General features: G+C 40.7%; 17 protein-coding genes and 1 pseudogene. 16 read left to right on the forward strand and 2 right to left on the reverse strand.

Annotated elements, in window-relative coordinates; translation table 11 throughout:
• Nucleotides 1-195 precede the first annotated feature (195 nt).
• Together mhpT and mnmG are read right to left on the reverse strand one after the other, a co-directional pair.
• Entirely contained in the window at nucleotides 196-1,401 is a 1,206-nt protein-coding gene (mhpT, locus tag E0409_RS08250) for a 3-(3-hydroxy-phenyl)propionate transporter MhpT (protein ID WP_131289595.1), read from the reverse strand.
• Between the two features lie 313 nt (nucleotides 1,402-1,714).
• A complete protein-coding gene (gene mnmG / locus E0409_RS08255; RefSeq protein ID WP_131289597.1) occupies nucleotides 1,715-3,595 on the reverse strand; it encodes a tRNA uridine-5-carboxymethylaminomethyl(34) synthesis enzyme MnmG in 1,881 nt (626 codons plus the stop codon).
• Between the two features lie 255 nt (nucleotides 3,596-3,850).
• Between mnmG and E0409_RS08260 the strand changes: the two are divergent.
• The 16 genes and pseudogenes from E0409_RS08260 to E0409_RS08335 form a co-directional block, all read left to right on the forward strand.
• A pseudogene (locus E0409_RS08260) lies at nucleotides 3,851-4,195 on the forward strand (hypothetical protein); the annotation flags it as partial.
• Between the two features lie 292 nt (nucleotides 4,196-4,487).
• Complete coding sequence (locus E0409_RS08265; protein ID WP_131289601.1) at nucleotides 4,488-5,378, forward strand: bile acid:sodium symporter family protein; 891 nt, start codon at nucleotides 4,488-4,490, stop codon at nucleotides 5,376-5,378.
• Nucleotides 5,379-5,662: 284 nt separating this feature from the next.
• Complete coding sequence (locus tag E0409_RS08270; RefSeq protein WP_131289603.1) at nucleotides 5,663-6,538, forward strand: bile acid:sodium symporter family protein; 876 nt, start codon at nucleotides 5,663-5,665, stop codon at nucleotides 6,536-6,538.
• A gap of 134 nt (nucleotides 6,539-6,672) precedes the next feature.
• The gene (gene prmA / locus E0409_RS08275; protein WP_131289605.1) at nucleotides 6,673-7,578 is read left to right on the forward strand and encodes a 50S ribosomal protein L11 methyltransferase; all 906 of its coding nucleotides are present in this window, start codon (nucleotides 6,673-6,675) and stop codon (nucleotides 7,576-7,578) included.
• Between the two features lie 15 nt (nucleotides 7,579-7,593).
• Nucleotides 7,594-8,466, forward strand: coding sequence for a DUF3426 domain-containing protein (locus tag E0409_RS08280; RefSeq protein WP_131289607.1), 873 nt, complete (start codon nucleotides 7,594-7,596; stop codon nucleotides 8,464-8,466).
• A 386-nt stretch (nucleotides 8,467-8,852) separates the two neighbouring features.
• Nucleotides 8,853-9,122 carry a DNA-binding transcriptional regulator Fis gene (gene fis, locus E0409_RS08285; protein ID WP_001086304.1) on the forward strand — a complete coding sequence of 90 codons (270 nt, stop codon included), beginning with the start codon at nucleotides 8,853-8,855 and terminating at the stop codon, nucleotides 9,120-9,122.
• 94 nt (nucleotides 9,123-9,216) lie between these two features.
• The gene (gene purH / locus E0409_RS08290) at nucleotides 9,217-10,791 is read left to right on the forward strand and encodes a bifunctional phosphoribosylaminoimidazolecarboxamide formyltransferase/IMP cyclohydrolase (protein WP_131289609.1); all 1,575 of its coding nucleotides are present in this window, start codon (nucleotides 9,217-9,219) and stop codon (nucleotides 10,789-10,791) included.
• 129 nt (nucleotides 10,792-10,920) lie between these two features.
• Entirely contained in the window at nucleotides 10,921-12,204 is a 1,284-nt protein-coding gene (gene purD, locus E0409_RS08295; RefSeq protein WP_131289611.1) for a phosphoribosylamine--glycine ligase, read from the forward strand.
• A 960-nt stretch (nucleotides 12,205-13,164) separates the two neighbouring features.
• A complete protein-coding gene (locus E0409_RS08300) occupies nucleotides 13,165-14,034 on the forward strand; it encodes a MetQ/NlpA family ABC transporter substrate-binding protein (RefSeq protein WP_131289613.1) in 870 nt (289 codons plus the stop codon).
• Between the two features lie 73 nt (nucleotides 14,035-14,107).
• Complete coding sequence (locus tag E0409_RS08305) at nucleotides 14,108-15,133, forward strand: methionine ABC transporter ATP-binding protein (RefSeq protein WP_131289615.1); 1,026 nt, start codon at nucleotides 14,108-14,110, stop codon at nucleotides 15,131-15,133.
• A complete protein-coding gene (locus tag E0409_RS08310; protein ID WP_131289617.1) occupies nucleotides 15,130-15,825 on the forward strand; it encodes a methionine ABC transporter permease in 696 nt (231 codons plus the stop codon). Before E0409_RS08305 ends, E0409_RS08310 begins: the two co-directional genes overlap by 4 nt.
• Before the next feature lie 218 nt (nucleotides 15,826-16,043).
• Nucleotides 16,044-19,610 carry a DNA polymerase III subunit alpha gene (dnaE, locus tag E0409_RS08315; protein WP_131289619.1) on the forward strand — a complete coding sequence of 1,189 codons (3,567 nt, stop codon included), beginning with the start codon at nucleotides 16,044-16,046 and terminating at the stop codon, nucleotides 19,608-19,610.
• 33 nt (nucleotides 19,611-19,643) lie between these two features.
• Complete coding sequence (locus E0409_RS08320) at nucleotides 19,644-20,504, forward strand: RNA methyltransferase (protein WP_131289621.1); 861 nt, start codon at nucleotides 19,644-19,646, stop codon at nucleotides 20,502-20,504.
• Complete coding sequence (cysE, locus tag E0409_RS08325) at nucleotides 20,497-21,303, forward strand: serine O-acetyltransferase (RefSeq protein ID WP_252151788.1); 807 nt, start codon at nucleotides 20,497-20,499, stop codon at nucleotides 21,301-21,303. The genes E0409_RS08320 and cysE overlap by 8 nt, the downstream gene beginning before the upstream one ends.
• A 183-nt stretch (nucleotides 21,304-21,486) precedes the next feature.
• Nucleotides 21,487-22,401: an ABUW_2363 family tetratricopeptide repeat lipoprotein gene (locus E0409_RS08330; protein WP_131289625.1), complete on the forward strand. Its 915-nt coding sequence runs from the start codon at nucleotides 21,487-21,489 to the stop codon at nucleotides 22,399-22,401.
• A gap of 125 nt (nucleotides 22,402-22,526) precedes the next feature.
• The gene (locus E0409_RS08335; RefSeq protein WP_131289627.1) at nucleotides 22,527-24,536 is read left to right on the forward strand and encodes an esterase/lipase family protein; all 2,010 of its coding nucleotides are present in this window, start codon (nucleotides 22,527-22,529) and stop codon (nucleotides 24,534-24,536) included.
• Nucleotides 24,537-24,730: the final 194 nt, after the last annotated feature.

Here is a 24,730-nt window from a genome sequence, read left to right on the forward strand (position 1 = left end):
TTAATTAACTGATGAAATACGGTATTCTGATGTGACAAAACCTGAATCCTGGTCGTTAAAGTGTTTGTTTGCACTCATATTTTAACTGTTCGGACTCAGGTTTTTTTATTTAAATCAAACTATGGGACAGCAGTGATCTGAAGATTCCCTTTTTTAAATCATGTTTTAAAGCTCATATTTTTTAAGATCAGGATTTTATTTATGCGCAGATTTATAACGCGATAACGCAGTGACCGCCACAGCCGAAATGACTACTGCCGGTAAACTCGCCACTAAAATACCGGTGGTTCCCAAACCGAGTGCCAAGATTTTTCCGGTAAGTAATGGTCCAGTCATTGCACCCAAACGTCCCAGAGAAATCGCGCTGCCCACACCGGTCACCTTACCTGCACCCGAATAGAAGATTGGCGAAATACCGTACAGAATCGACTGCCCCCCGGTTGAGAAGATCCCGCCCATTACACCCGCCAGAACCAACATTGGAATAGAGGTTGTCGTGAATAACAGACTCAAGGCAACAAATAAACCACTATAAATAATCACTGCCATCTGCCAGAGTTTTAAACGATCCAGCAAGTAACCCAAACCTAGGGTACCTATCACAGCACCGACTTGGAAAATCAGCATAATGCTGAATGCTTCTTGCTTAGACAGCCCTTGTTCCATCAACAAGTTAGGCAACCAGCTAATCAAAATATAATTGATCATCAGGGTAAAGAAAAAACCCACCCAAAGTGGCAAAGTGTTCTTATACTGCTGGTTTTTAAATAATACTTGTGCCATTCCTGGAACAGATTCAGTAGGCATCTGAACGACAGCAGCCATTTTTGGCTTGTCTTTTAAAATAAACGCCATACATGGAATAAGCGCTAAGGGCGTTAAGCCACCAATCAGGAACAAGGTTTGCCATTGAATCTCAGGCAATAAAATTGCCAGACCGGCAACAAAGATCGCGCCTACAGGTAAACCACAATACATCAAGCTATTTAACTTGCCACGATTGGCTTCCGTCGCTTCATCACCCACCACTGAAATCATGGTCGGCATTGCTGCCCCCAGCCCAAGTCCAGTAAAGAAACGTGCTGCATATAAAACTTCGACGCTTGGCGCAATTGCAGTCAGCGACATGAAAATACCAAAAATACCAATAGATAACATCAGGACTTTCTTTTGTCCCAAATAGTCAGCAATACGCCCACCAAAGAATGCGCCAAACAGCATTCCAAATACGCCTAAACTAAAGACATAGCCCATCTGAACTTGATCCAAACCGAATGTCGCTGCAATTCCTTTAGCGGCTATACCCGGTGCTTGAAGATCGAAACCTTCAAAAAATGCGACCCAAAAACACAAAAATATCGTTAAGATTTTTTGTAGTTTCCCTGTGTGTGTTTGTGCCATGATTGATCTCCATCAATAGTATACAAATCGTTTTTACAATAACGATTCATCTCACTATTCTCTGTGCAATCGTTCGATAGAAATACCACGACAATAGTCGGATTTCATGGCTTTAAAATAGTAAAGAGCTATCAAATTAGACTTAAAAGATTAAACAAATAGACTTTTTAAATATTAATTGTATTAATTTTAATTTATTTTCAAATACTTATATTTATAGTAGTTATTAATGATGAAATCATAGTCAGAATTGATTCATGAAAATTAGGCGATAAAAAAGCCCGCATTTCACGGGCTTTTTAACTTTAAAATCTTAAGCAGATTTTTTAGCTTGTGCATTCTTACGAATGGTAATCATGACGAGCTGTACCGCAGCAGGTGTAACACCTGGAATACGGCTGGCTTGCGCCAAAGTTTCAGGACGTACCTCTTTCAACTTCAAGGTAATTTCACGAGATAAACCAGAAACAATGTCATAGTCAAAATCGGCAGGAATACGTGTTTCTTCCAGACGCTTCATTTGCGCAACATCTTCATGTTGACGGTTGATGTAACCGGCATATTTCACTGCAATTTCAATTTGCTCACCGACAAATGGCGTCACTTCAGAATTGGTTAATTCTGCAATTTGAGCAAAACTGATATTTGGACGTTTAAGCAAATCAATCGCACTACATTCTTTACTTAAATCCGCACCCGTCATCTCAACGAATTTTTTACCCATTGGATTATTTGGTGCAGCCCATAAGTGCTGTAAACGACCGGTTTCTTTCTCAACGGCTTCCATTTTTTCACAGTAAGCTGCCCAACGCGTATCATCAACCAAGCCCATTTCACGGCCAATTGCAGTTAAACGTTGGTCGGCATTGTCTTCACGCAACATCAAACGGTATTCGGCACGTGAGGTAAACATACGGTACGGTTCTTTAGTCCCGAGTGTAATCAAGTCATCGACAAGCACACCCATATATGCTTCATCACGTTTTGGTGACCATTGTTCTTGATCCCAAGCACGGCGTGCTGCGTTCAAGCCTGCAAGCAAACCTTGTGCACCGGCTTCTTCATAACCGGTGGTACCGTTAATTTGACCGGCAAAGTACAAATTATTGATCGCTTTAGTTTCAAGCGAAAATTTCAATGCTTGTGGATTGAAGTAATCATATTCGATGGCATAACCCGGACGAAGAATGTGCGCATTCTCCATACCACGGATTGAACGAACCAATTCAAACTGCACATCGAATGGTAAAGAAGTCGAAATACCATTTGGATAAAGTTCATGCGTATCTAAGCCTTCTGGCTCAAGGAATACCTGGTGAGAATTTTTATCGGCAAATTTATGGATTTTATCTTCAATTGATGGGCAATAACGTGGACCCACACCTTCAATTTTACCTGTATACATCGGTGAACGGTCTAAACCGCCACGGATGATTTCGTGCGTACGTTCATTGGTATGCGTGATATAGCAGTTCACTTGTTCCGGATGCATAGATGCATCGCCCATGAATGACATGGTCGGAGATGGGAAATCACCCGGCTGCGGCGTCATCACCGAGAAATCCACTGAACGTGCATCAATACGTGGCGGTGTACCTGTTTTTAAGCGTCCGACTGGTAAATTCAATTCACGTAAACGCGCAGCCAACGAAATTGATGGCGGATCACCCGCACGACCACCGCTAGATTTTTCAAGTCCGACATGGATCACACCACCCAGGAAGGTACCCGTCGTCAATACAACCGTTTTCGCATCAAAGCGAATACCAATTTGAGTCACAACACCTTTAACGGTATCGCCTTCCACAATCAAATCATCAGCTGCTTGCTGGAAAATATCTAAATTGGCTTGATTTTCTAGAGTTTCACGAATCGCAGCTTTAAAACGAACACGGTCTGCTTGCGCACGTGTTGCACGTACTGCTGCACCTTTACGTGAGTTTAAAATACGGAATTGAATACCGCCTTTGTCGGCAGCAAGTGCCATGGCACCGCCTAAAGCATCAATTTCACGGACTAAATGCGATTTACCAATACCACCGATGGCAGGATTACAGCTCATCTGCCCTAAAGTCTCAATGTTATGAGTTAAGAGCAAAGTCTGGCGACCCATACGCGCTGCAGCAAGTGCTGCTTCGGTACCTGCGTGACCGCCACCGATAACAATGACATCGTAAACTTTAGGATAATGCATAATGGTTTGAGAGATAAAAAAGAATGACGGAGTATTATATCAAAACTTGGAAAGATAAGTTGACAAAATAAGTTGATTTTATCAATGAAGACAGGATTGCTAAGCTCGGCATAAAAAGCTGAAATGTAATCATGCTTTGCAGATTTACTATAGAAACAAAACACTTAGTTGGCAAAAATTTACGTGATTGGCATTGTTTTATTCTGGTTGTTTTTTAAGCTATAGGTTGGTTACATTACAAATAAGGTATAAAAGATGAATAAGAATTTCCTGCTCTCATCCATCCTCTGTGGTTTATGTCTCGCACCATTTGCAGCCTCAGCAAATGATAAAGTCGAAAAAGTATATGATGCTCAAAGATACCAAAAGGTGTGTAAAGGTAAGAGCCAAGGTGCGCCAGTCAGTTTTGCATATCGCGGTATTATCTGGAATGGTACTTGTGAACCTCAATTCTTCCCTTCCGGCAAAAATGCTTCAGTGAGTGGAGATGAAGCAGAGTTGATGAATGCATGTAGTGGAGATATGAATGCTAAAATGGCAACTGTAAATGGTACTGAGATGAAAGGTAAATGTGCTTTAGGATTTATGGCACCTCGACCTACTTCGCAACCTCCAATGCAGTCTGAGCCACAAATGCAATCTCCAATGCAATCTGAGCCACAAATGCAACCCCAAATGCAGTCTCCACCCCCTATGCAACATCAAATGCAAACTCAACCACAAATGTAACCCCAACCTAAACTTCCGTCTCAACAATGAGTATAAAACACTCATTTTATTCAAATTATTAACGGGTAAAAGGATTACTTTTACCCGTTTTGCATATTGCTAATTTAACAAACTTGTTTAAACTCAAAACATATTAAGGATAAAAATATAAAAAGGATATTCCATGGATTCGGGGCTATTTACTTTTTTTTTACCTATAGCGCTTGCCATCATGATGACTGGATTAGGGCTAGAACTTACGGTTAAAGATTTTCTTCGCGTACAACGCCATCCTAAAGTTATTTTTCTAGCTCTATTTACACAATTGATCGTTCTGGTCCTGATCGCGTTTTTAATCTGTATCCTGTTAAAACTTCCACCGCTTTTAGCCGTGGGCCTGATGCTACTTGCCGCTTCACCAGGCGGGCCAACTGCAAATTTAATCAGCTATCTTTTCAAAGGTGATGTGGCACTTAATCTCACTCTCACCACGATCAACTCCCTGATTTGTACTTTTACGCTACCTTTTATCGTAAATCTGTCGATTCGTTATTTTCTAGGTGAGCATCCAAAAATTGGGATGCCGACTGAAAAAATCACCCAAGTATTTTTAATTGTTTTCATCCCGGTTTGTTTGGGAATGTTTATTCGTTCAATTGCACCCAACATTGCGTTAAGACTAAATAGACCCATGCGATTATTTTCCGTACTGTTTTTATTCTTAATTTTCTTTTATGCCTTATATAGAGAACGTTTAAACATCGTTGAATATTTTGCCGATATTGGACTTGCAACTGCACTTTTTTGTTTTACCAGTTTATTGGTTGGCTATCTTATACCGCATCTGGCGGGGGTATCTGATAGACAAGTACGTGCATGTACCTTTGAGATCGGCATTCATAACACCTCAGTTGCAATGACGATTGCACTGTCCGTATTATCTAGTACCACCATCGCCTTACCTGCAGGCATCTATTCTATTTTTATGTATGTTTTTGCTTTTATATTTGGCTATATTTTAACAAGACGCCCAGTTGTACTTAAAGAAGAAAATCCCAAAATCCTCAATGATTAAATAAATATCTGATTCATAGCTGCAATTGATCCCTTAGGCATACCCTGTAATATGAATCAGATCTAAGTAAAATAATAATTCCACCGCTCAATTACTTTCAGCCCACCCAGAAAGATTAAAGCAACTTCAGGCAATTAGAGTTGCACTGATCAACGGTCAATTCTCGCTATTCCATATTCTTTATTTATCCGCTATACACTTAGTAGTATTCAATTTAGTAAAAATCAGTACAAGAAAACTTAGTCTAATCAAAAAAAGAACGAACAAAGAAAAGGAGATTTCGAATGGATTCAGGAATCATCACTATTTTATTACCTTTAGCACTTGCCATCATTATGATTGGTTTAGGGCTGGAGCTCACACTTAAAGATTTTGCCCGCGTAACCCAGCAACCCAAGGTCGTTTTCATTGCCCTGTTTTGCCAATTGGTTGTTTTAGTCAGCATTGCATTTATCATTTGTAAAGTTTTAGCACTTTCGCCCCTTCTTGCTGTAGGCTTAATGCTACTTGCCGCATCCCCCGGCGGAAGTACAGCCAACCTGTTTAGTTATCTTTTTAAAGGTGATATTGCCCTAAACATCACTTTAACCGCGATCAATTCAGTGATTGCCGCTTTTACCCTGCCTTTTATTGTCAATTTTTCCATTCAATACTTTATGAATGATGGACAACAAATTAGTTTGCAACTTGGCAAAATACTGCAAGTGTTTGCCATTATTATCATCCCCGTCTGTATTGGCATGCTGATTCGACACTATGCGCCCCACTTCACGGCAAAACTGAATAAACCGCTACGTATTTTTGCGGTGAGCTTTCTGGTGCTCATTATTATTGGTGCAGTCGCGAAAGAACGTCATCAAATTTTGGACTATTTAGCGCAAGTAGGCTTGGCGACGGTTTTATTCTGTTTATGTAGCTTGATGATTGGTTATTTTGTACCGCGCTTGCTGGGTATTCATAACGCTCAAGCACGTGCCTGTGCCTTTGAAATTGGCATTCATAACAGCACACTTGCCATGACGATTGCCCTTACCATCATGGCAAGCTCTACCATTGCTATGCCTGCTGCAGTGTATTCAATTTTCATGTATGTTTTTGCCGCTGCATTTGGCATGTTACTCAATAAATTCGCACCCCAGCCACATGCCGTAGCGAATTAATTCATTGGGTTCAAATAAAAGACTGGTTCATATACGTCCTTTTATTTTCAGGATAGTTTTTATCAATATATAGTTGTTTAAGCCTGAGTTCCGTTACAATGCTATTTTTAAAAACACAAATTTAGGTTATCTCCGTGAAGTGGTTACAAATTCATATTACCGTTGATCAAGCTCAAGTCGATTTTACTGAAACCCTACTCAGTTCATTAGGTGCCGTTAGCGTAACTTTAGATGATGCTGAAAATCAGGACTTACTTGAACCACTTCCAGGTGAAACTCCACTTTGGAATAAAGTCATTGTGACTGGCATCTATGCCCAAGAAGAAGGCGAAGAAATTGATGTTGATGCTTTAAAGACATTTATTACAGCACAAATGCCTGAAGCGCCATTACGCCATGAATTTCTTGAAGACCAAGAATGGGAACGTACCTGGATGGATGCGTACGAGCCGATTCAAATCGCGGATAAATTCTGGATCGTACCTGAATGGATGGAATCACCTGATCCAGAGGCTGTGAATCTTAAACTAGATCCAGGTTTGGCATTTGGTACCGGTAACCATGCAAGTACTTTCTTGTGCTTACAATGGCTCGGTAAAACTGATGTTAAAGATAAAATTGTCATCGATTATGGTTGTGGTTCAGGCATTTTAGGCGTTGCTGCACTCTTATTAGGTGCCAAAAAAGTATATGCCACGGATATTGACCCTCAAGCTGTTTTAGCTACCCAACAAAATGCTGAATTGAATGGTGTACTAGAGAACTTATTTGTTGGTTTGCCGGATGAATTCAATGAAGAGTTTAAAACTCAAAAAGCAGATGTATTTGTCGCAAACATTCTTGCCGGCCCGCTCATGGCACTTGCGCCTGAATTCGCAACTTTAATTAAATCTGAGGGAGAGTTCGCACTTGCTGGCATATTAGAAGAGCAAGTTGCTGATGTTTCTAGTGTTTATTCTGAGTTTTTTGATATACTCGAAGTCGAAAAACGCGAAAAACATTGGTGCCGAATTTCGGGAAAACGCCAAACGACCCATTAAAATTTTGAATAGACTATGAGCGAAAAACAAACCTACTGCCCGAACTGTTTTACCAAGTATAAAGTCTCCGTGGCTCAACTGACAGTTGCTAGCGGCATGGTTTGTTGCGCAAAATGTTCGACAAATTTTAATGCGTTAACGCATCTTGTAGTAGAAAAAGAGCAATCTTCTTCTACTACATCGACTCCCTCTTCAAATCTTGACAATAAAAAACCTCAATCCAATGAGACGAGCGCTGCGACCTTTATGGCAGATCAGCACCCAGAACAACATTTACTAGATATTTTCGATCGGAAAGTAGAAAATTCCAATATTGATTTAAAAACCTATCTCAACAATTTAAATTATTTCAGCACAGAACCGATTGGAACTTACCCTGCTCTTAATTGGTCTGAAAAATCAGAACAAGAGGACAAAAAAAGCTCCTGGAACTATGTTTTATGGGGTGTTGTAAATTTATGTTTGATTAGTTTACTTATTTTTCAGTTTTTTTGGTTTAACCCGAAAATTTTAAACAATAGTCCTGTGTTTAGTGCTTTATTTAATACCGCATGCCAGACATTCAAGTGTTCTGCGATGGAACAGAATTATCGCCTTATATCAACCAATAAAGTTAAAATAAAAAAAATTTCGAAGAAAGAGACCCAATTTACCGGTGAGCTCATCAACTACCATTCCAAAAGTTTAGCCCTGCCGATTATCAAGGTGAATTTAAAAGATAATGGAGAAATTATTTCTTCTTATTCTTTCCAGCCTTCTGAATATTTGATTGACAGCCTTACAGGAATACAACGAATTCCACAAAATAGTCCTTTTAAATTTAAGTTTAGCCTTCCTGTGGAACGTAAAAGCTTTGATACCTATAGTTTGGAAATAATTCGACCTTAATATTGAAAAAAACTATTAAAAAACGCAAAAAAATGTAAAAAAAATGCAGTTTTCTTGCTCACTTTTTCTTAGACAATGCTATCATACGCGCCACGAAAGCTTTGTGCTGCAAACTCCTCACTATTTTCACAACAATTATAGTTTAGCTTATATGCGCTTTATCCTGATAATGCGTATTGAGTAGATTTTTTTGTTTTGATTTTGGTCGGTAACAAATATTAAACTATTGTTACGCTTAATTTTCGATCAAAAACGTCGAGTTGTGGCAAGCTAAATGTACAAGTTTTTAGAACTTCCGTTTTAGGACCTAAAACGGAATTTAAATTTTAGACCACTTTTATATATCCCTTTACCCAAGTGATATTTGATTTTTCGGATTAATTCGCATGAATAGCAAATCTCCTATTTTTACTGCACAATCTGATGTCGCTCTTCGTATTCACGTAGATCGCGCAGTTCGCCATTATTTTGCACAATTGCAAGGCGAGCAACCTTCTCAGGTATATGACATGGTGCTGGCAGAAATGGAGAAACCTCTTCTATCTGTAGTTCTAGAATATACGCGTGGTAACCAGACACGCGCTGCTGAGATTCTCGGATTGAACCGTGGTACTTTACGTAAAAAGTTGAAAGCTCACGGTTTAATGAGTGAATAAATGATAAAATGCTCACGGTTACCGTGGGCATTTTTTTTATCTTATATTTTGCCTGCTGTTTTAATCTAGACCTTTAATATTGTTGACGAAAATCATGACTATTAAACGCGCTTTAATCTCTGTATCTGATAAATCAGGGATCGTTGAATTTGCTAAAAACCTCGTGGCTCTTGGGGTAGAAATTTTATCTACTGGCGGTACCTATAAGTTGCTTAAAGACAACAATATCGCTGTAGTGGAAGTTTCAGAGCACACTGGGTTCCCGGAAATGATGGATGGTCGTGTTAAAACACTCCATCCAAAAATTCATGGGGGTATCTTAGCTCGCCGTGGTCTAGATGAAGCGGTAATGCAAGAACACAACATCGATGCCATCGATTTAGTGGTTGTTAACCTTTATCCGTTTGCTGCAACCGTTGCTAAACCGAACTGTTCATTGGCTGATGCGATTGAAAACATCGACATCGGTGGTCCGACGATGGTTCGTGCTGCTGCGAAAAACCATGCCTCTGTAGGTATTGTGGTTAATGCTTCTGACTACGACACTGTAATTGCTGAAATGAAAGCAAACGGTGCGTTATCTTATGAAACTCGTTTCGACTTGGCAGTTAAAGCATTTGAACATACTGCGCAATACGATGGCATGATCGCTTCTTACCTTGGCGCTCGCGTAGGTAAAGAAGAAGGTCAGGCAGACAAATTTGCCCGCACTTTCAACACTCAATTGAACAAAGCACAAGATTTGCGTTACGGTGAAAACCCGCATCAATCTGCTGCATTCTATGTAGAAAGTACTGCAACTGAAGCTTCTGTTTCAACTGCGAAACAACTTCAAGGTAAAGAACTTTCTTATAACAACATTGCAGATACAGATGCAGCGCTTGAATGTGTTAAATCATTCTCGAAACCTGCTTGTGTGATTGTTAAACATGCTAACCCATGTGGCGTTGCAGTATCTTTAGACGGCATTCAAGCGGCTTATGATCTTGCATATGCAACAGATCCTGAATCTGCATTCGGCGGCATCATTGCATTCAACCGTGAATTAGACGTAGCAACTGCACAAGCCATTGTTGATCGTCAATTCGTTGAAGTGATCATTGCACCAAGTATTGCTGATGGCGTACTTGAAGTGACTGGCGCGAAGAAAAACGTACGCGTACTTGTATGTGGCGAACTTCCAGCTATTGATGCACGTCAATCGCAACTTGATTATAAACGCGTAAATGGCGGTTTACTGGTTCAAGACCAAGACTTGGGCATGATCACTAAAGATGATCTTAAAGTAGTTACCAAACGTGCGCCAACTGAACAAGAAATTGATGACATGATCTTCGCTTGGAAAGTAGCGAAATACGTGAAATCAAATGCAATTGTTTATGCGAAAAACCGTCAAACGATTGGTGTGGGCGCAGGTCAAATGAGCCGCGTAAACTCTGCTCGTATTGCTGCAATCAAAGCTGAACATGCTGGTCTAGTGGTTGAAGGTGCTGTAATGGCATCGGATGCATTCTTCCCATTCCGTGATGGTATTGATAACGCTGCGAAAGCAGGTATCAAATGCATTATCCAACCGGGTGGTTCTATGCGTGATGAAGAAACCATTGCAGCAGCTGATGAAGCTGGTATCGCAATGGTATTCACTGGCATGCGTCATTTCCGTCACTAATTGATGGATTAAAAATGTAATGACAACGTCATTCATGTCAAATAAAACAGATTTTTAAATCTTGCATAAAGTCCTCTCCTTTTCAGGCTGAGGACTTTATGTCATTTTCGATTCATGGAGTATGAACCGATGAATATTTTAGTTTTGGGTAATGGCGGTCGTGAACATGCATTGGCATGGAAAATCGCGCAAGACGATAAAGTCGCGAAAGTCTTTGTTGCTCCGGGCAATGCAGGCACAGCAACTGAAAATAAATGTGAAAATGTAAATTTAAGCATTTTAGACAATGCTGCAATTATCGACTTTGCAAAAAATAATGCGGTTGATTTAGTCATTGTTGGTCCAGAAGCACCACTAGTCAATGGTGTTGTGGATGCATGCCGTGCAGCTGATGTGAAAGTTTGGGGTCCAACTCAATTTGCGGCTCAATTAGAAGGCTCTAAAGCTTTCGCAAAACATTTCTTGAAACGTCACAATATTCCAACAGCATTTTATGATGTGTTCACGGAAGTTAATGCTGCTAAAGCATTTGTTGAGAAAAATGGTGCACCAATTGTAATCAAGGCCGATGGTCTTGCTGCAGGTAAAGGTGTGATCGTTGCCATGACCAATCAAGAAGCATTTGATGCGATTGATGACATGCTTGCCGGCAACAAATTTGGTGATGCCGGTTCACGCGTAGTCATCGAAGAATTCCTTGCAGGTGAAGAAGCATCTTTCATTTGTATGATTGATGGCGACAACATCCTGCCAATGGCAACTTCACAAGATCACAAACGCATTTTTGAAGGCGACCAAGGTCCGAACACTGGCGGTATGGGTGCTTACTCTCCTGCTCCTGTTGTGACCCCAGAAGTTTTTGATCGTGTCATGAAAGAAGTGATGCGTCCAACTGTAGATGGCATGAAAGCAGATGGTCACGTGTACACAGGTTTCTTATATGCAGGCTTGATGATTGATGAACAAGGTCAACCGAAAGTGATCGAATTCAACTGTCGTTTTGGCGACCCTGAAACTCAGCCAATCATGATGCGTTTAAAATCATCTTTGGTGGATCTGGTTGAAGCGGGTATTGCGGGTAACTTACCTGCGGAAGCTGAATGGGATGAGCGCAAGACTGTCGGTATCGTACTGGCATCTAGAGGCTACCCTGAAACTTCTAGCAAAGATGATGTGATTTCTGGTTTAAACACCGAAATGACAGATGCCAAAGTATTCCATGCAGGTACAGCGACCAATGCCAATGGCGAAGTTGTGACTGCTGGCGGTCGTGTTCTATGCGTTACAGCATTAGGCAACACGATTGGCGAAGCGCAAGCAAAAGCATTAGAGCTTTGTGAAAAAGTGACTTTTGACGGCGTTCAATATCGTAAAGATATTGGTTACCGTGCGATTGCTCGTGAAAATGCTTAATTCTTTTAAAGAATAGATTAAGCCTAAAAAGCCCACATTTTCGTGGGCTTTTTTAATATGTTTTATGCTCACTAGTTTTAAAATCTAATTATGATTTCAAGAAGTTCATATTTCACACTAAAAACCTAGTCAGCCACACTTCCACCTTCAAATAAAGCTTAAGCTCATGTTTTTAAATAACTAAAAAAAATCTGTTATAAAAATACTTTGTATTTCATATATTTAAAAAATAGATCGACCTAAAAAACAGTAAAAGACCAGCTTGGAAAATTGCTAACAACTTTGTTTAAAAAATAATCTTTTTGAGTTTTCGCTGATTTCTCAAAGCATTTATTTGCTGAATAATTCACAAACTCTTCGAAACAATATTTCGTATAAAAAACTTGCTTCCCCTCTCACCTCTATTATTGCTTCATTAATAAACTCACTATGCCGTTTTTTCCTGAATTCATCCCACAACACTTCATAAAAACCCTAAGAACAAAGACCTAGAGCGTTAAGATAAAAAAAGAAGTTTAGAATTTTCACTTATCCATTTTTCATCTTTGTATTTTCAAAAATCTTATATAGAAGAAAAAAACGCTTAAATATCAGTTTTATTAATTTCAATAAACTTAATCTATTGTTTTATGAGTTATTTTATTAAAACCCTAATCTTTGTTATGAAAAATAAAGCTAAGAGTAAGATTTATAATCACTATTATGCATAACAAAAAATTGTTATGATTATGCAAATTTAAAGATAGCTTGAATTATTAAAGCTGCTTTGAATACAGCGACTTGCTGTTCACAGTTTTACATTTATTTGCTTATGCGACTGATCTCTGATTGCATTGAATTTCAGGTCTATTTAAAGTCGTATACATTAATCAGTATTTACTGATTCAAGCTTGATTTTAATCTCTCTAATAAATGATTCGTAAATTTAAAGCCAAAATTAAATTTACCTGGGATGAACACATGAAAAAGCTCCTTGGACTTGTTTTAGGCCTAACTGTTGGTTTGGCAGGTTGCTCTAAACCAGAAGCACCTGCAACTGACGCGGCAAAAAATGATACAGCAAAAGAACAAACTGTAGTGATGGCATCAACGGGTTCAGATGCAGACATCTGGCGTTATATTGCGACATTGCCTGAAACCAAAAAAGCAGGTATCAAACTTGAAGTGAAAAACTTCACTGACTATGTTGCTATGAATACCGCTGTTGCCAACAAAGAAGTTGATATCAATGCATTCCAGTCTTATGCGTATTTGGTAGCATTCAATGCATCGAATAAAGACAAGATTGCCCCGGTTTCTACTACTTATCTTGAGCCAATGGGTATCTACTCAAGTAAAGTAAAAAAAGTTGAAGAATTTGCCAATGGTGCAACCATTGCCATTCCAAACGATGCAGCCAATGAAGCACGTGCCCTATTGCTTCTTCAATCTGCAGGTCTGTTAAAGCTTAAAGCCAACTTTGACCCTGCAACAGGCACTCCAAACGACATTACTGAAAATGCTAAAAAAATCGTGATTAAACCGATTCAAATGGCGACTGCTGTTCGCGTAAAAGATGAAGTGGATGCGATTGTTTTAGGCAATACACTTGCGCTTGAGGGTGGTTTAAACGTACTGAAAGATTCAATCTATTATGAGCCAGTAGACCAAAGCACCAAGTTAAATGTAAACATTTTAGCGACTGCTGAATCACGTAAAGATGATCCTTTACTACAAAAAGTTGGTGCGTTGTATCACACCGAAGCTGTGAACAAATATGTGCAAGAAAAATTTGGTGGTACTAAGGTTGATGTAAATAAACCAATTAGTTATCTAACTGAAACAAAATAGTAATATAATCATTCAAACCAAACAGGCAAAGTGACTTTGCCTGTTTTTTATTTTCTGCTTAGTTTTTGACGATATGATTGAATTTAAAAACATTTCAAAGCACTATCAGCTAAAAGGTCAAACCATCCGCGCTCTGGACCAAATTAATTTGGAAATTCCAGAAGGCAGTATTTTTGGCATTATTGGCTATAGTGGCGCAGGTAAAAGCACCTTAATTCGTTTGATTAACTTATTGGAACGGCCGAATGAAGGTCAGGTGATTATTAATCAAAAAGATTTTACCGCTTTGGATGCACGCTCATTACGTCAAGAACGTGCAAACATCGGTATGATCTTTCAGCACTTTAACCTGTTACAAACCAAAACTGTTGCGGCAAATATTGAAATGCCACTGAAGCTTTTGGGTGTAAGTAAGGCTGAACGTGAAAAACGCTTAAACGAATTACTTGAGTTTATTGACCTCAAACATAAAAAAGATGCTTTCCCCGATGAGCTTTCGGGTGGGCAGAAACAACGTGTCGGTATTGCCCGCGCACTTGCCAATCATCCTAAAATTTTACTCTGTGATGAAGCAACTTCCGCACTGGATCCGCAAACCACCAAATCTGTTTTAGCCTTACTCAAAAAAATCAATAAAGAACAGAACATCACCATTGTGATGGTCACCCATGAAATGGATGTGATTGAAACGGTTTGTGATTATGTCGCGGTGATGGAACAAGGTAAAGTGATTGAAACCGGTTCAACCCTCGATATTTTTAGTCAGCCGCAACATCCAACCACCAAAAACTTTATTCAAACGGTGCTTCAGCAACAGTTACCGGTCAATATTTTAAAGAACCTCGAAAATCAGAATCATAACAGTATTTATTGCCTGCAGTTTTTAGGCAAATCTGCTCAAGAAACTGTGGTACAAGCGGTGATTAAGAAGTTTGATATCAGTTTAAATATCCTGTTTGCCAACATGACTGAAATTAATGGCACCGTAATTGGACAGATGTTTATCCAATTGTTAGGTGATCCGGCAATTATTCAACAAGCAATTGAATTTTTAGAACAAAATGGCGTAAAAGTTGAACATTCAGGAGATCAGGTATGAGAGATTTAATCGTACAATGGTTGACTGAACTGACTGCCCCATTTTGGCAGAGTTCCCTGTCGATTGACCAGTTTGTTACAGCTTTGCAAGAAACCTTTCACATGGTGTTCTTCGCGATGCTGTTTGGCGGAATTTGGGGCTTTATCCAAGGGATTATCTTATTGGTTACTCGACCTGAAGGCATTCTTCCCAATCGTGCGGTTTATCATATTCTCAACCCGATTGTGAATGCCCTCCGCTCGCTACCTTTCATCATCCTGCTCATTGCAGTGATTCCCTTAACCAAATTTTTAGTCGGGACTTCAATTGGTACATGGGCAGCGATTGTTCCCCTGACCATCTACATTGGTCCGTATATGGGTCGCCTGATTGAAACCTCATTGCTTGAAGTGAATGAAGGAATTGTCGAGTCGGCTCAAGCCATGGGTGCCACGCCTTTACAGATTATTTTCAAGTTTATTTTGCCCGAATCGCGCAGTTCACTGATTTTGAATTTAACCACCGCGACCATTAGCTTAATTGGTGCAACCGCAATGGCGGGTGCAGTGGGTGCCGGTGGTATTGGTGATTTGGCGATTTCATATGGCTATCAACGCTTTGATACCAGCGTAGTGATTTTAACCGTGATTGTGCTTTTACTCTTGGTGCAAATTGTTCAGACCATGGGTGAATGGCTCGCCAAGTTAAGATAAATACTGGTCATCTTAAATCTTTAAAACCCTCGCTTAGAGGGTTTTTATTTGGCAAAAATATTCTGCTTAAAAAGAATCCATTTTTTGATTTTATCAATTAAAACATCAGCTATAACCAATATTATGATCAAAAATCTACTTGAAATTTGGTAAATATTAAGCCATTCCCACATTCAGAGCATGCTAAAATAGCCGTCAGTTTTTGCAGGGACTCATTTATGCACTTTGTTCATCTTGGTATACATACAGAATTTTCAATTACGGAATCGATCGTACGTATACCTGATCTTATGAAAGCTGCAGTGAATGATGAAATGCCCGCTTTGGCATTAACAGATCTGTCCAACTTGCATGCCGCAGTTAAATTTTATAAAAAATGCCTGGATAAAGGCATTAAACCGATTCTGGGCAGTGTGATTCGCCTGAATGATGCAGACCATAAAGCAACCCTGCTTTCCATGACCAACAAAGGTTGGCGCAGCCTGACCGAAATTGTTTCGCGTGGCTTTATTGAAGGTCAACAGCTTGATATTCCTTGCGTAAAAAAAGAATGGGTGCTTGAACAGAATCAAGACATCATCGTGCTGTTAGGCATGCATAGTGATGTCGGAAAAATGCTCAATTCATCCAACCCGCAAAAAGCTGAAGCACTGCTAGAAGAATGGATTGAAAAATTTGGTAATCGGGTGTATTTGGCCCTGACCCGTACCGACCGACCAGATGAAGAAAGTTTCATTGCAGGAGCGGTTAAGCTGGCTCAAAAATACAATATTGGTGTCGTGGCACATAATGATGTGCATTTTATTGCACAAACTGACTATGAAGCGCATGAAGCCCGTGTCTGTATTGCTGATGGCTATGTCCTCGGCGATAACCGTCGCCCACGTTCTTACAGTCCTGAGCAATATTTCAAAACTGCCGAGGAAATGACTGAACTGTTTTCAGACATTCCAACAGCGATTGAAAACACCTACCACATTGCCAAACGCTGTAATGTCAGCTTGCGTTTAGGCTTCAATGACCTTCCCGACTTTCCCATTCCAGAAGGTCATACCATTGATACCTTCTTTGAACATATTTCTAAACAAGGCTTGGAAGAACGCTTGAACTTTCTTTATCCCGTTGAAAAACGCGATGAAGACTGGCCAGAAATTCGTAAAAAATACGATGAACGTCTAGCTTACGAGATTGGGACGATCCTGAACATGGGGTTCCCCGGCTACTTCCTGATCGTGATGGACTTCATTCAATGGTCTAAAAATAATGGCGTACCGGTAGGTCCGGGCCGTGGTTCAGGTGCGGGTTCACTGGTGGCCTATAGCCTGAAAATTACCGATCTCGATCCACTGCGTTATGACCTGCTGTTCGAACGTTTCTTGAACCCTGAACGTGTCTCAATGCCCGACTTTGACATCGACTTCTGTATAGCAGGTCGTGACCGGGTTATTGACTATGTCGCCCGTCATTATGGCCGTGATGCAGTATCACAGATTGCCACTTTCGGTACCATGGCGGCAAAAGGCGCCATCCGAGATGTCGCGCGGGTACTGGGTAAATCTTACGGACTTGCTGACCGTATCTCGAAGTTGATCCCGACAAAACCCCTAGGTGTAGACCTGCGTGGTGCCATCGACATGGAACCTCAGCTTAAAGATATCGTCACCAATCCGTCTAACCCGGATAATGATGATGCGGCTGAAATCTGGGAAATGGCGCTGAAACTTGAAGGCATTACCCGTAATACCGGTAAACATGCCGGTGGTGTGGTGATTGCACCCGGTAAAATCACCGATTATTCAGCAGTCATGTGTGATGCGGATGGTACCAACCGCGTCGCTCAATTCGATAAAGATGATGTTGAATCAGCCGGTCTGGTCAAGTTCGACTTCTTGGGTCTGCGTAACCTGACCGTAATTGAAGATGCGATTCAAAATATTAATAAACGCGTGGGGCCGGAAAAAACCGTGGATATTGCGCATATCCCGCTAGACGACGCCAAAGCCTATTCAATTTTCGCAAATGCCAATACTACGGCAATCTTCCAGTTTGAATCCGTCGGCATGAAAAAAATGCTGAAAGAGGCGCGTCCAAGCAAGTTCGAAGAAATTATTGCCTTCGTATCCTTGTACCGTCCGGGTCCAATGGATCTTATTCCTGACTTTATCCATCGTATGCATGGTGGCGAGTTTGAATATTTGCATCCGTTATTGGAAGGCGTACTTGAACCGACTTACGGGATCATGGTTTACCAGGAACAGGTAATGCAAGCCGCACAGTACTGTGCCGGTTATACCCTCGGTGGCGCGGACATGCTACGCCGTGCCATGGGTAAAAAGAAACCAGAAGAAATGGTCAAGCAGCGTCAAATCTTTATTGAAGGTGCTGCGAAAAAAGACATTGATGAAGCCACCGCCAACCATATCTTTGACTATATGGAAAAGTTCGCAGGCTACGGATTCAACAAATCGCATGCCGCCGCTTATGCATTGGTTGCTTACCAGACAGCATGGTTAAAAGCCTATTATCCGTCTGAATTTATGGCAGCGGTACTCACTTCGGAAATGCAGAATACCGACAGTATTGTATTTTTGATTGATGACTGCCGCATTAATGGCTTAGAAGTGTTCCCTCCTTCCATTAACATGTCTTTTTATCAGTTCCATGCCAGTGATGAAAAAACCATTGTTTATGGTCTAGGTGCAATTAAAGGCGTGGGTGAAGCAGCTATGCAATCCGTGATTGACTCACGTTTGCAGGATGGTCCTTACAAAGATTTATTCGATTTCTGCCATCGTATTGATTTGAAAAAAATCAATAAACGAACTTTGGAAGCACTCATCCGTTCAGGTGCTTTAGATTGCTTGGGCATTGATCGTGCCAGCATCATGGCGCAATTGCCTGAAGCGGTTCAAGCAGCCGAACAAGCACGCTCTAATCGTGAAACCGGGATTATGGATTTATTTGGTGAAGTTGAAGAAGTTCAGCGCAAACCATCCAAACCGGTAAAACCTTGGTCAGATGAAGTCCGTCTTAAAGGCGAAAAAGATACGCTTGGCTTGTATTTAACCGGACATCCAATTGATGTCTATCGTCCAGAGTTAAAGTCCTTTATTCCGGTACGAATTAATGAATTAACCCCGACACGTCGCGGAGTCACCACGGTCTTTGCCGGACTGGTTGTGGATGTTGCCAACTTCCCGAACCGGATGATGGTAACTTTGGATGATGGTACTGCACGTATAGAAGTTTCTGCCAATCATGAACGCTTCCAGCGTTTTAAAGATGTCATTCAAGCCGACCGTGTGGTGGTGATTGAAGGCGAAATCTATGAACGTGAAGGTTATGACCGTCCAATGGGACGTTTAACCAAGGCGTTCAGTCTGAATGATATTCGTCAGAAACGTGCCAATAGCATCCAGATCAAACTGAATCATGAACATCTGACCAAAACGTTAAGTCAGGATTTACAAAAGATTCTGCTTCCATTTTGTAATGTCGATATGTGCAATCATATTCCAATGCAATTACAAATTGATTATCCCTATGCTTCTGCGGAAGTTCACTTGGGACTGAATTGGAAAGTTGCACCGCAGGATGAACTGCTGGCGAAATTGCGTGATTATTTTGGTAAAGATGTCATTCATATTGAATACCAAGTGAAGTCCAAAGCCGCCAAGGCTGCGCATCATCAGGGCAAATCCATCCAGATTGCACCGCCACCGGCCAATATCAGCATGGATGATGCGATGGATCTGTATCAGGCTGAAGCCAACCAATATTCTTAATTTTTAAATATTTAAATTCAAATCGGACACATTATGAGTCAAGTTGACAATGCTGTTGTTTCAGCACATCTCTCCCATGTGCGTATTGTCATGGTCAATACCACCTTGCCGGCGAATATCGGTAGTGCTTTACGTGCAATGAAAACTATGGGTTTATGCAAGCTTGTCTTGGTTGAACCTAAAACCTATCCGCATCCGGACATTAACGCTTTGGCTGCGGGTGCAGTAGATTTAATCGAGCAGATTGAAATTGTACCGACTTTAGAAGATGCGATTAAAGACTGCCATCTGGTTTTTGGTACCAGTGCCCGTAGCCGTACCATTCCATGGCCTTTGCTGGATGCTCGCCCTGCCGCTGAAAAATCACTGAATGCTGTAGTCAAAGATCAACAGGAAATTGCGATTGTATTTGGTCGTGAAGACCGTGGCCTGACCAATGAAGAACTGGCTATGGCCAATTATCACGTCACCATTCCAGTCAATGACGATTACGGCGTACTCAATGTTGCTCAAGCCATTCAGGTGATTTGCTATGAAATGCGTATGGCGGCAATGGCATTGACCGAACAGCAGGAAGATCCAGAAGCAACCATGCAAGTGACCGATACCGAGTCGATGCACTGGGATGAACCTTTGGTCACGCATGAACAAATGGAACAGTTCTACCCGCATATTGAAAAAATGTTGGCAGAAATTGAATTTATGGATCCAAAAAATCCACGTTTATTGCCTTTACGCTTGCGTCGTCTATTTGGACGTATACAATTAGACCGTATGGAATATCATTTACTTCGTGGCATATTCACTCGTGTACAAGCCATGAATAGTGGTAAATGGAAAAAATCTACAGACAACAAGACAACAGATTCTTCAGAGGATCAACCTAATGCTTAAACAGCTCAGAGAAGACATACAGGCTGTATTCGCGCGCGATCCTGCAGCTCGAAACACCTTAGAAGTTCTAACCACTTATCCCGGCATTCATGCGCTGATTATGCACCGTATTGCCCATGAACTTTGGCAAAAAGAGTGTAAAGGCTCTGCTCGCCTGCTGTCTTCTTTTAGCCGTTTTGCCACAGGCATTGAAATTCACCCGGGTGCGAAAATTGGTCGCCGTTTCTTTATCGACCATGGCATGGGTGTGGTGATTGGTGAAACTGCCGAAATTGGGGATGATGTTACGCTTTATCACGGCGTAACGCTGGGCGGAACCACCTGGAATAAAGGTAAACGTCATCCAACCCTGGAAGATGGTGTGGTGGTGGGTGCCGGTGCAAAAATTCTTGGACCTTTTACTGTCGGTAAAAACTCCAAAGTCGGTTCCAATGCAGTGGTGACTAAAGAAGTTCCACCGGATACTACGGCTGTTGGCAATCCAGCCCGCTTTATCACCAAAGACAAACCGAAAGATGCTGAAGAAGCACGTCGTCATGATTACGCGGAAAGTATTGGTTTTCAGGCATATGCAGCAACGCAAGATCAGTCAGATCCTATTTTAGATGGCATGCGGGTTTTGCTGGATCGAATCCAACTCAATGAAAAACGCATGAATACCTTATGTCAGCGTTTATCGTTGCTCGATCCTTCATTTAAAAAACAGCAAGATGAACAACCGTTTAGTGTTGAAGAGCTTAAAATCATTGAAGATGTGCGCCGTGAATGCGAAGCACAAAGCAGTCAATCCAAAGCCTAAAGTGCTTATGTGAATTTTCACAATTGCTAGCTTGCGTGTTTATCAGAGTTTTCTTAGACTGACAAACATGCAAGTTGGGTTTATTGACACTTCATCTGTTCAATTTGAGCCTACAGCACAAGCCATTTATGAAATATCAATAGACCCAAATCAATTTTAAAATTAAATGAATGGATGATCCATATGACCCTTAAGCCTTTGGCATGTACATTAATAGCGGTTTCTTTACTTTCTGCGTGTAGCATGGCACCGAAAGAAGACAAAAATCCGACTACTCCAATTATTTTCACTGAACCCGATTTGACTCCACCGTTCTATGCGCTGAATCCATTTAACTATGATGCTCCACCTCCATTTGAAATTGCATTAAAACAAGCTGCAGCACAGCCTGTTACTAAAATGGAAGTGAATCTGCAAAGCGATCCTTCCAAGAAAGTGACTCTAGATGTAAATAAGCTCATTATTCCAACGGTGAACAGCAATACACGCAATTTGAAATTTGCCGTACTTGCGGGTGAAAATGAAATTGATGTCACTGAAATTGATGACTTTTTACAATTGGTTGAAGGTAAAGCACGCCATTACCCACCTCGTTTTACTGAACGTCAGGAACGTAAGGGTTTTGAAGCCAAACTAAAAGAATTGACCCAACAGCTCGATACTTTAGCCTCTAGAGATAATGCATCTTTTGATGTTCTGATTCGTGCATTTAAAGCCAGTGTAATGGCGCGTAACCTGGACTTGGGTTCAGTCTATACCACCAAATCTTTAACCTATGCGCAACGCATTTTAAAAATCAACAAAGAAGATGCTGAAGCAAACTTCTGGTTTGGTTTTGGTTTATCTGAAGGTGGTGGTCAGCGTGAAGCGATTCCTTATTTAGATAAAGCAATGAAAGCGGGTGTACAGGAAGCGTATCTGTCTGCGGCAAATAATTACATTGCCATGGAACAAAAGAAAAATGCGATTCAAACCTTGAAAAATTACAAAGTAAAATATCCGCAAGAAGCTGAAGTGGCTGACCGTTTAATTGCTGAAATTGAAAAGCATGGTCGCTGGAATGTATGGCAAATGCTTAACCCACCTAAAGCACCTTAATTTTTAAGTTTTTATTGAAATAGGCCGTCCAGTACGGTCTATTTTTTTTGTGTATGAATTGAAAACTAGAAGAATTATCGTATGATGAAGAAAATTCAAATAAATACTTACTGCAGACTATTATTATGCCAAAACAGATATACAAAGTTTTATTTGCCGCGCTATTCAGTAGTTATCTGCTGGCAGGATGTCAAATTGTAAGTGTTAAAAATCAAGCCATCAACGTCACCATTGCCAATGAACGAGAAAGTATCCTCACCCGCAACAAATTGAGTGAAGCCAGTTTAAATGTGCTTTCAATGACAGGTCGTGAAGCAAAAATTTGCTCTGATGAACCTGAAAAATGTGTACAGGAACTGCAGCAAATTCCCCAAATTCAAGATGAACAATTATTATCTACGGCAAGTGAAGTTTACTTAGCCAAAGCCTTAAGCTTTGAAAACTCAAGTGATTGTAAAATTGGTATATTAACCAGTACCAAGTCAGAAGAAAAACAACAGCTCCAGCAAGTGACTTATGATAAATGTTTGGACCAACAGCTTTATATGCTGGATAAAAGTATTCGATACAGTTATGCCTACATGTTTAAAACCAAACGCGGACCTCAAGACCGTATTTTTGATAACAGACAAGTCCAGATTCGCGACTTCTATAACTTGGCCCTGGCCAAATTGGTTTCCGCGTATGCGCTACGTTACAAACCCACGGAAGTCGAACACCAGATTAAAGTCGGCAAAAGCATCTACAGCATTAATTTTGATCATTACCCGCAACTTAAACAACAGAAAATTGAGCAGTTGCTCTCAAGTTATAACCTGAATTTTTCAGGTTTACGTTCCATTAACCGCCGTGATGGTTTTGGTTCAGAATTTGTTGTCGTTTTACCGCGAGTTAAGGATGATATCGGTGAAGGTAAAAATAAATACATTATCGACCCGATCAATTTTAGCTACAAAAATGGCATCAATCCGAATATTCATCAAGCCCGTTATTTAGCAGCCACCCTTACCGCGCAGCCGAAATCCGCGAGCAATCTTGAGGACATTTTAAATAAGGCAGAGTTTGAATTAAAAGCTTTTGATCCCTACAAATATGAAAAAGTGGAGCTGGCAGGCAAAACCTATCCGCTTGCTGCTAACTTCTCTACGCCCTATGGTTTATGGCTGGCACAAAATAATCTGGGTAAAGCGGCCTATTTAACCCTGATTGATCGTGACGATCATCTCACCATGCCGCATTTATACATGCTCGAACCTTATAACCCGAATAAAAAAGTCATTGTATTGGTGCATGGTCTCGCCAGCAGTCCTGAAGCCTGGATACGACTGACCAATGACATTATGGGTGACACGGTACTGCGGGAAAACTTTCAGGTCTGGCAAGTGTTTTATTCAACCAATATGCCGATGATTGAAAGTCGCTTTCAAATCTATGCCCTGCTCACCCAAGCTTTTGCACAAGTGGATGCCAAAGCACCCGCCAAAAAAGATGCCGTTCTGATTGGACATAGTATGGGAGGTATTATCGCCCGTCTTTTGGTCAGCGATGCAGACGTGACTAAAAAGGCTTTAGCCATGATGAATAATCGTCAATTAAATAAATACCAAAAATTACCGATCGTTTCACAACGCTTGGTCATGAAGGATATTCCTAATTTTAGTCGTGCGATATTTTTGGCCTCTCCGCATAGAGGAACTGATTATGCCGATCGATGGTTTACCAAGGCAGCGCGTAAAATTATTCGTATACCGGGTGCCTTCCTTTCTGCGATTGGTGACAGCATACAAAACCAGGATCTGGACGTCAAAGATCTAATCACCCAGATTGATCATGGTCTGATTCAAAATGGTCCCAGCGACTTAAGTCATCAGTCAAAATTTATGGAACTCACCAAAGACATTACCCCACGTAAAGGTCTCGCCTTCCATTCCATTATGGGCAATATCACCAACAGTGATGATCTGAATATCATTACCGATGATGTCGTCCCTTATAAGAGCGCCCACTTAAATGGAGCTGTTTCTGAAAAGATCATCAAAGGTGGACATTCCATTCAGGAAACCCCCGAAGCCGTTTTAGAATTGCGTCGAATATTACGCCTCCATTTGACTCAGTTAGGTTTACATAAACCTTAAGGACTAAGATTGATCCATTTCAGTCGATCATGTGGATGAAGCATGATCGACTGATCTGCTATTTAATTTGGTGTGAAGATATTCTCTTAGGCTATTTCCAAGCATCATTCAAATATTTCAAATCTAGCTTATTGATCTTTATTACAGCTATATCGCCTTAATATCCGCATAGAAAAATAAAAAAACAGCTGCCC

Origin of the sequence: Acinetobacter sp. ANC 4862, from assembly GCF_004336635.1 — a bacterium.
In the GTDB taxonomy this organism is placed as follows: Bacteria; Pseudomonadota; Gammaproteobacteria; order Pseudomonadales; family Moraxellaceae; genus Acinetobacter.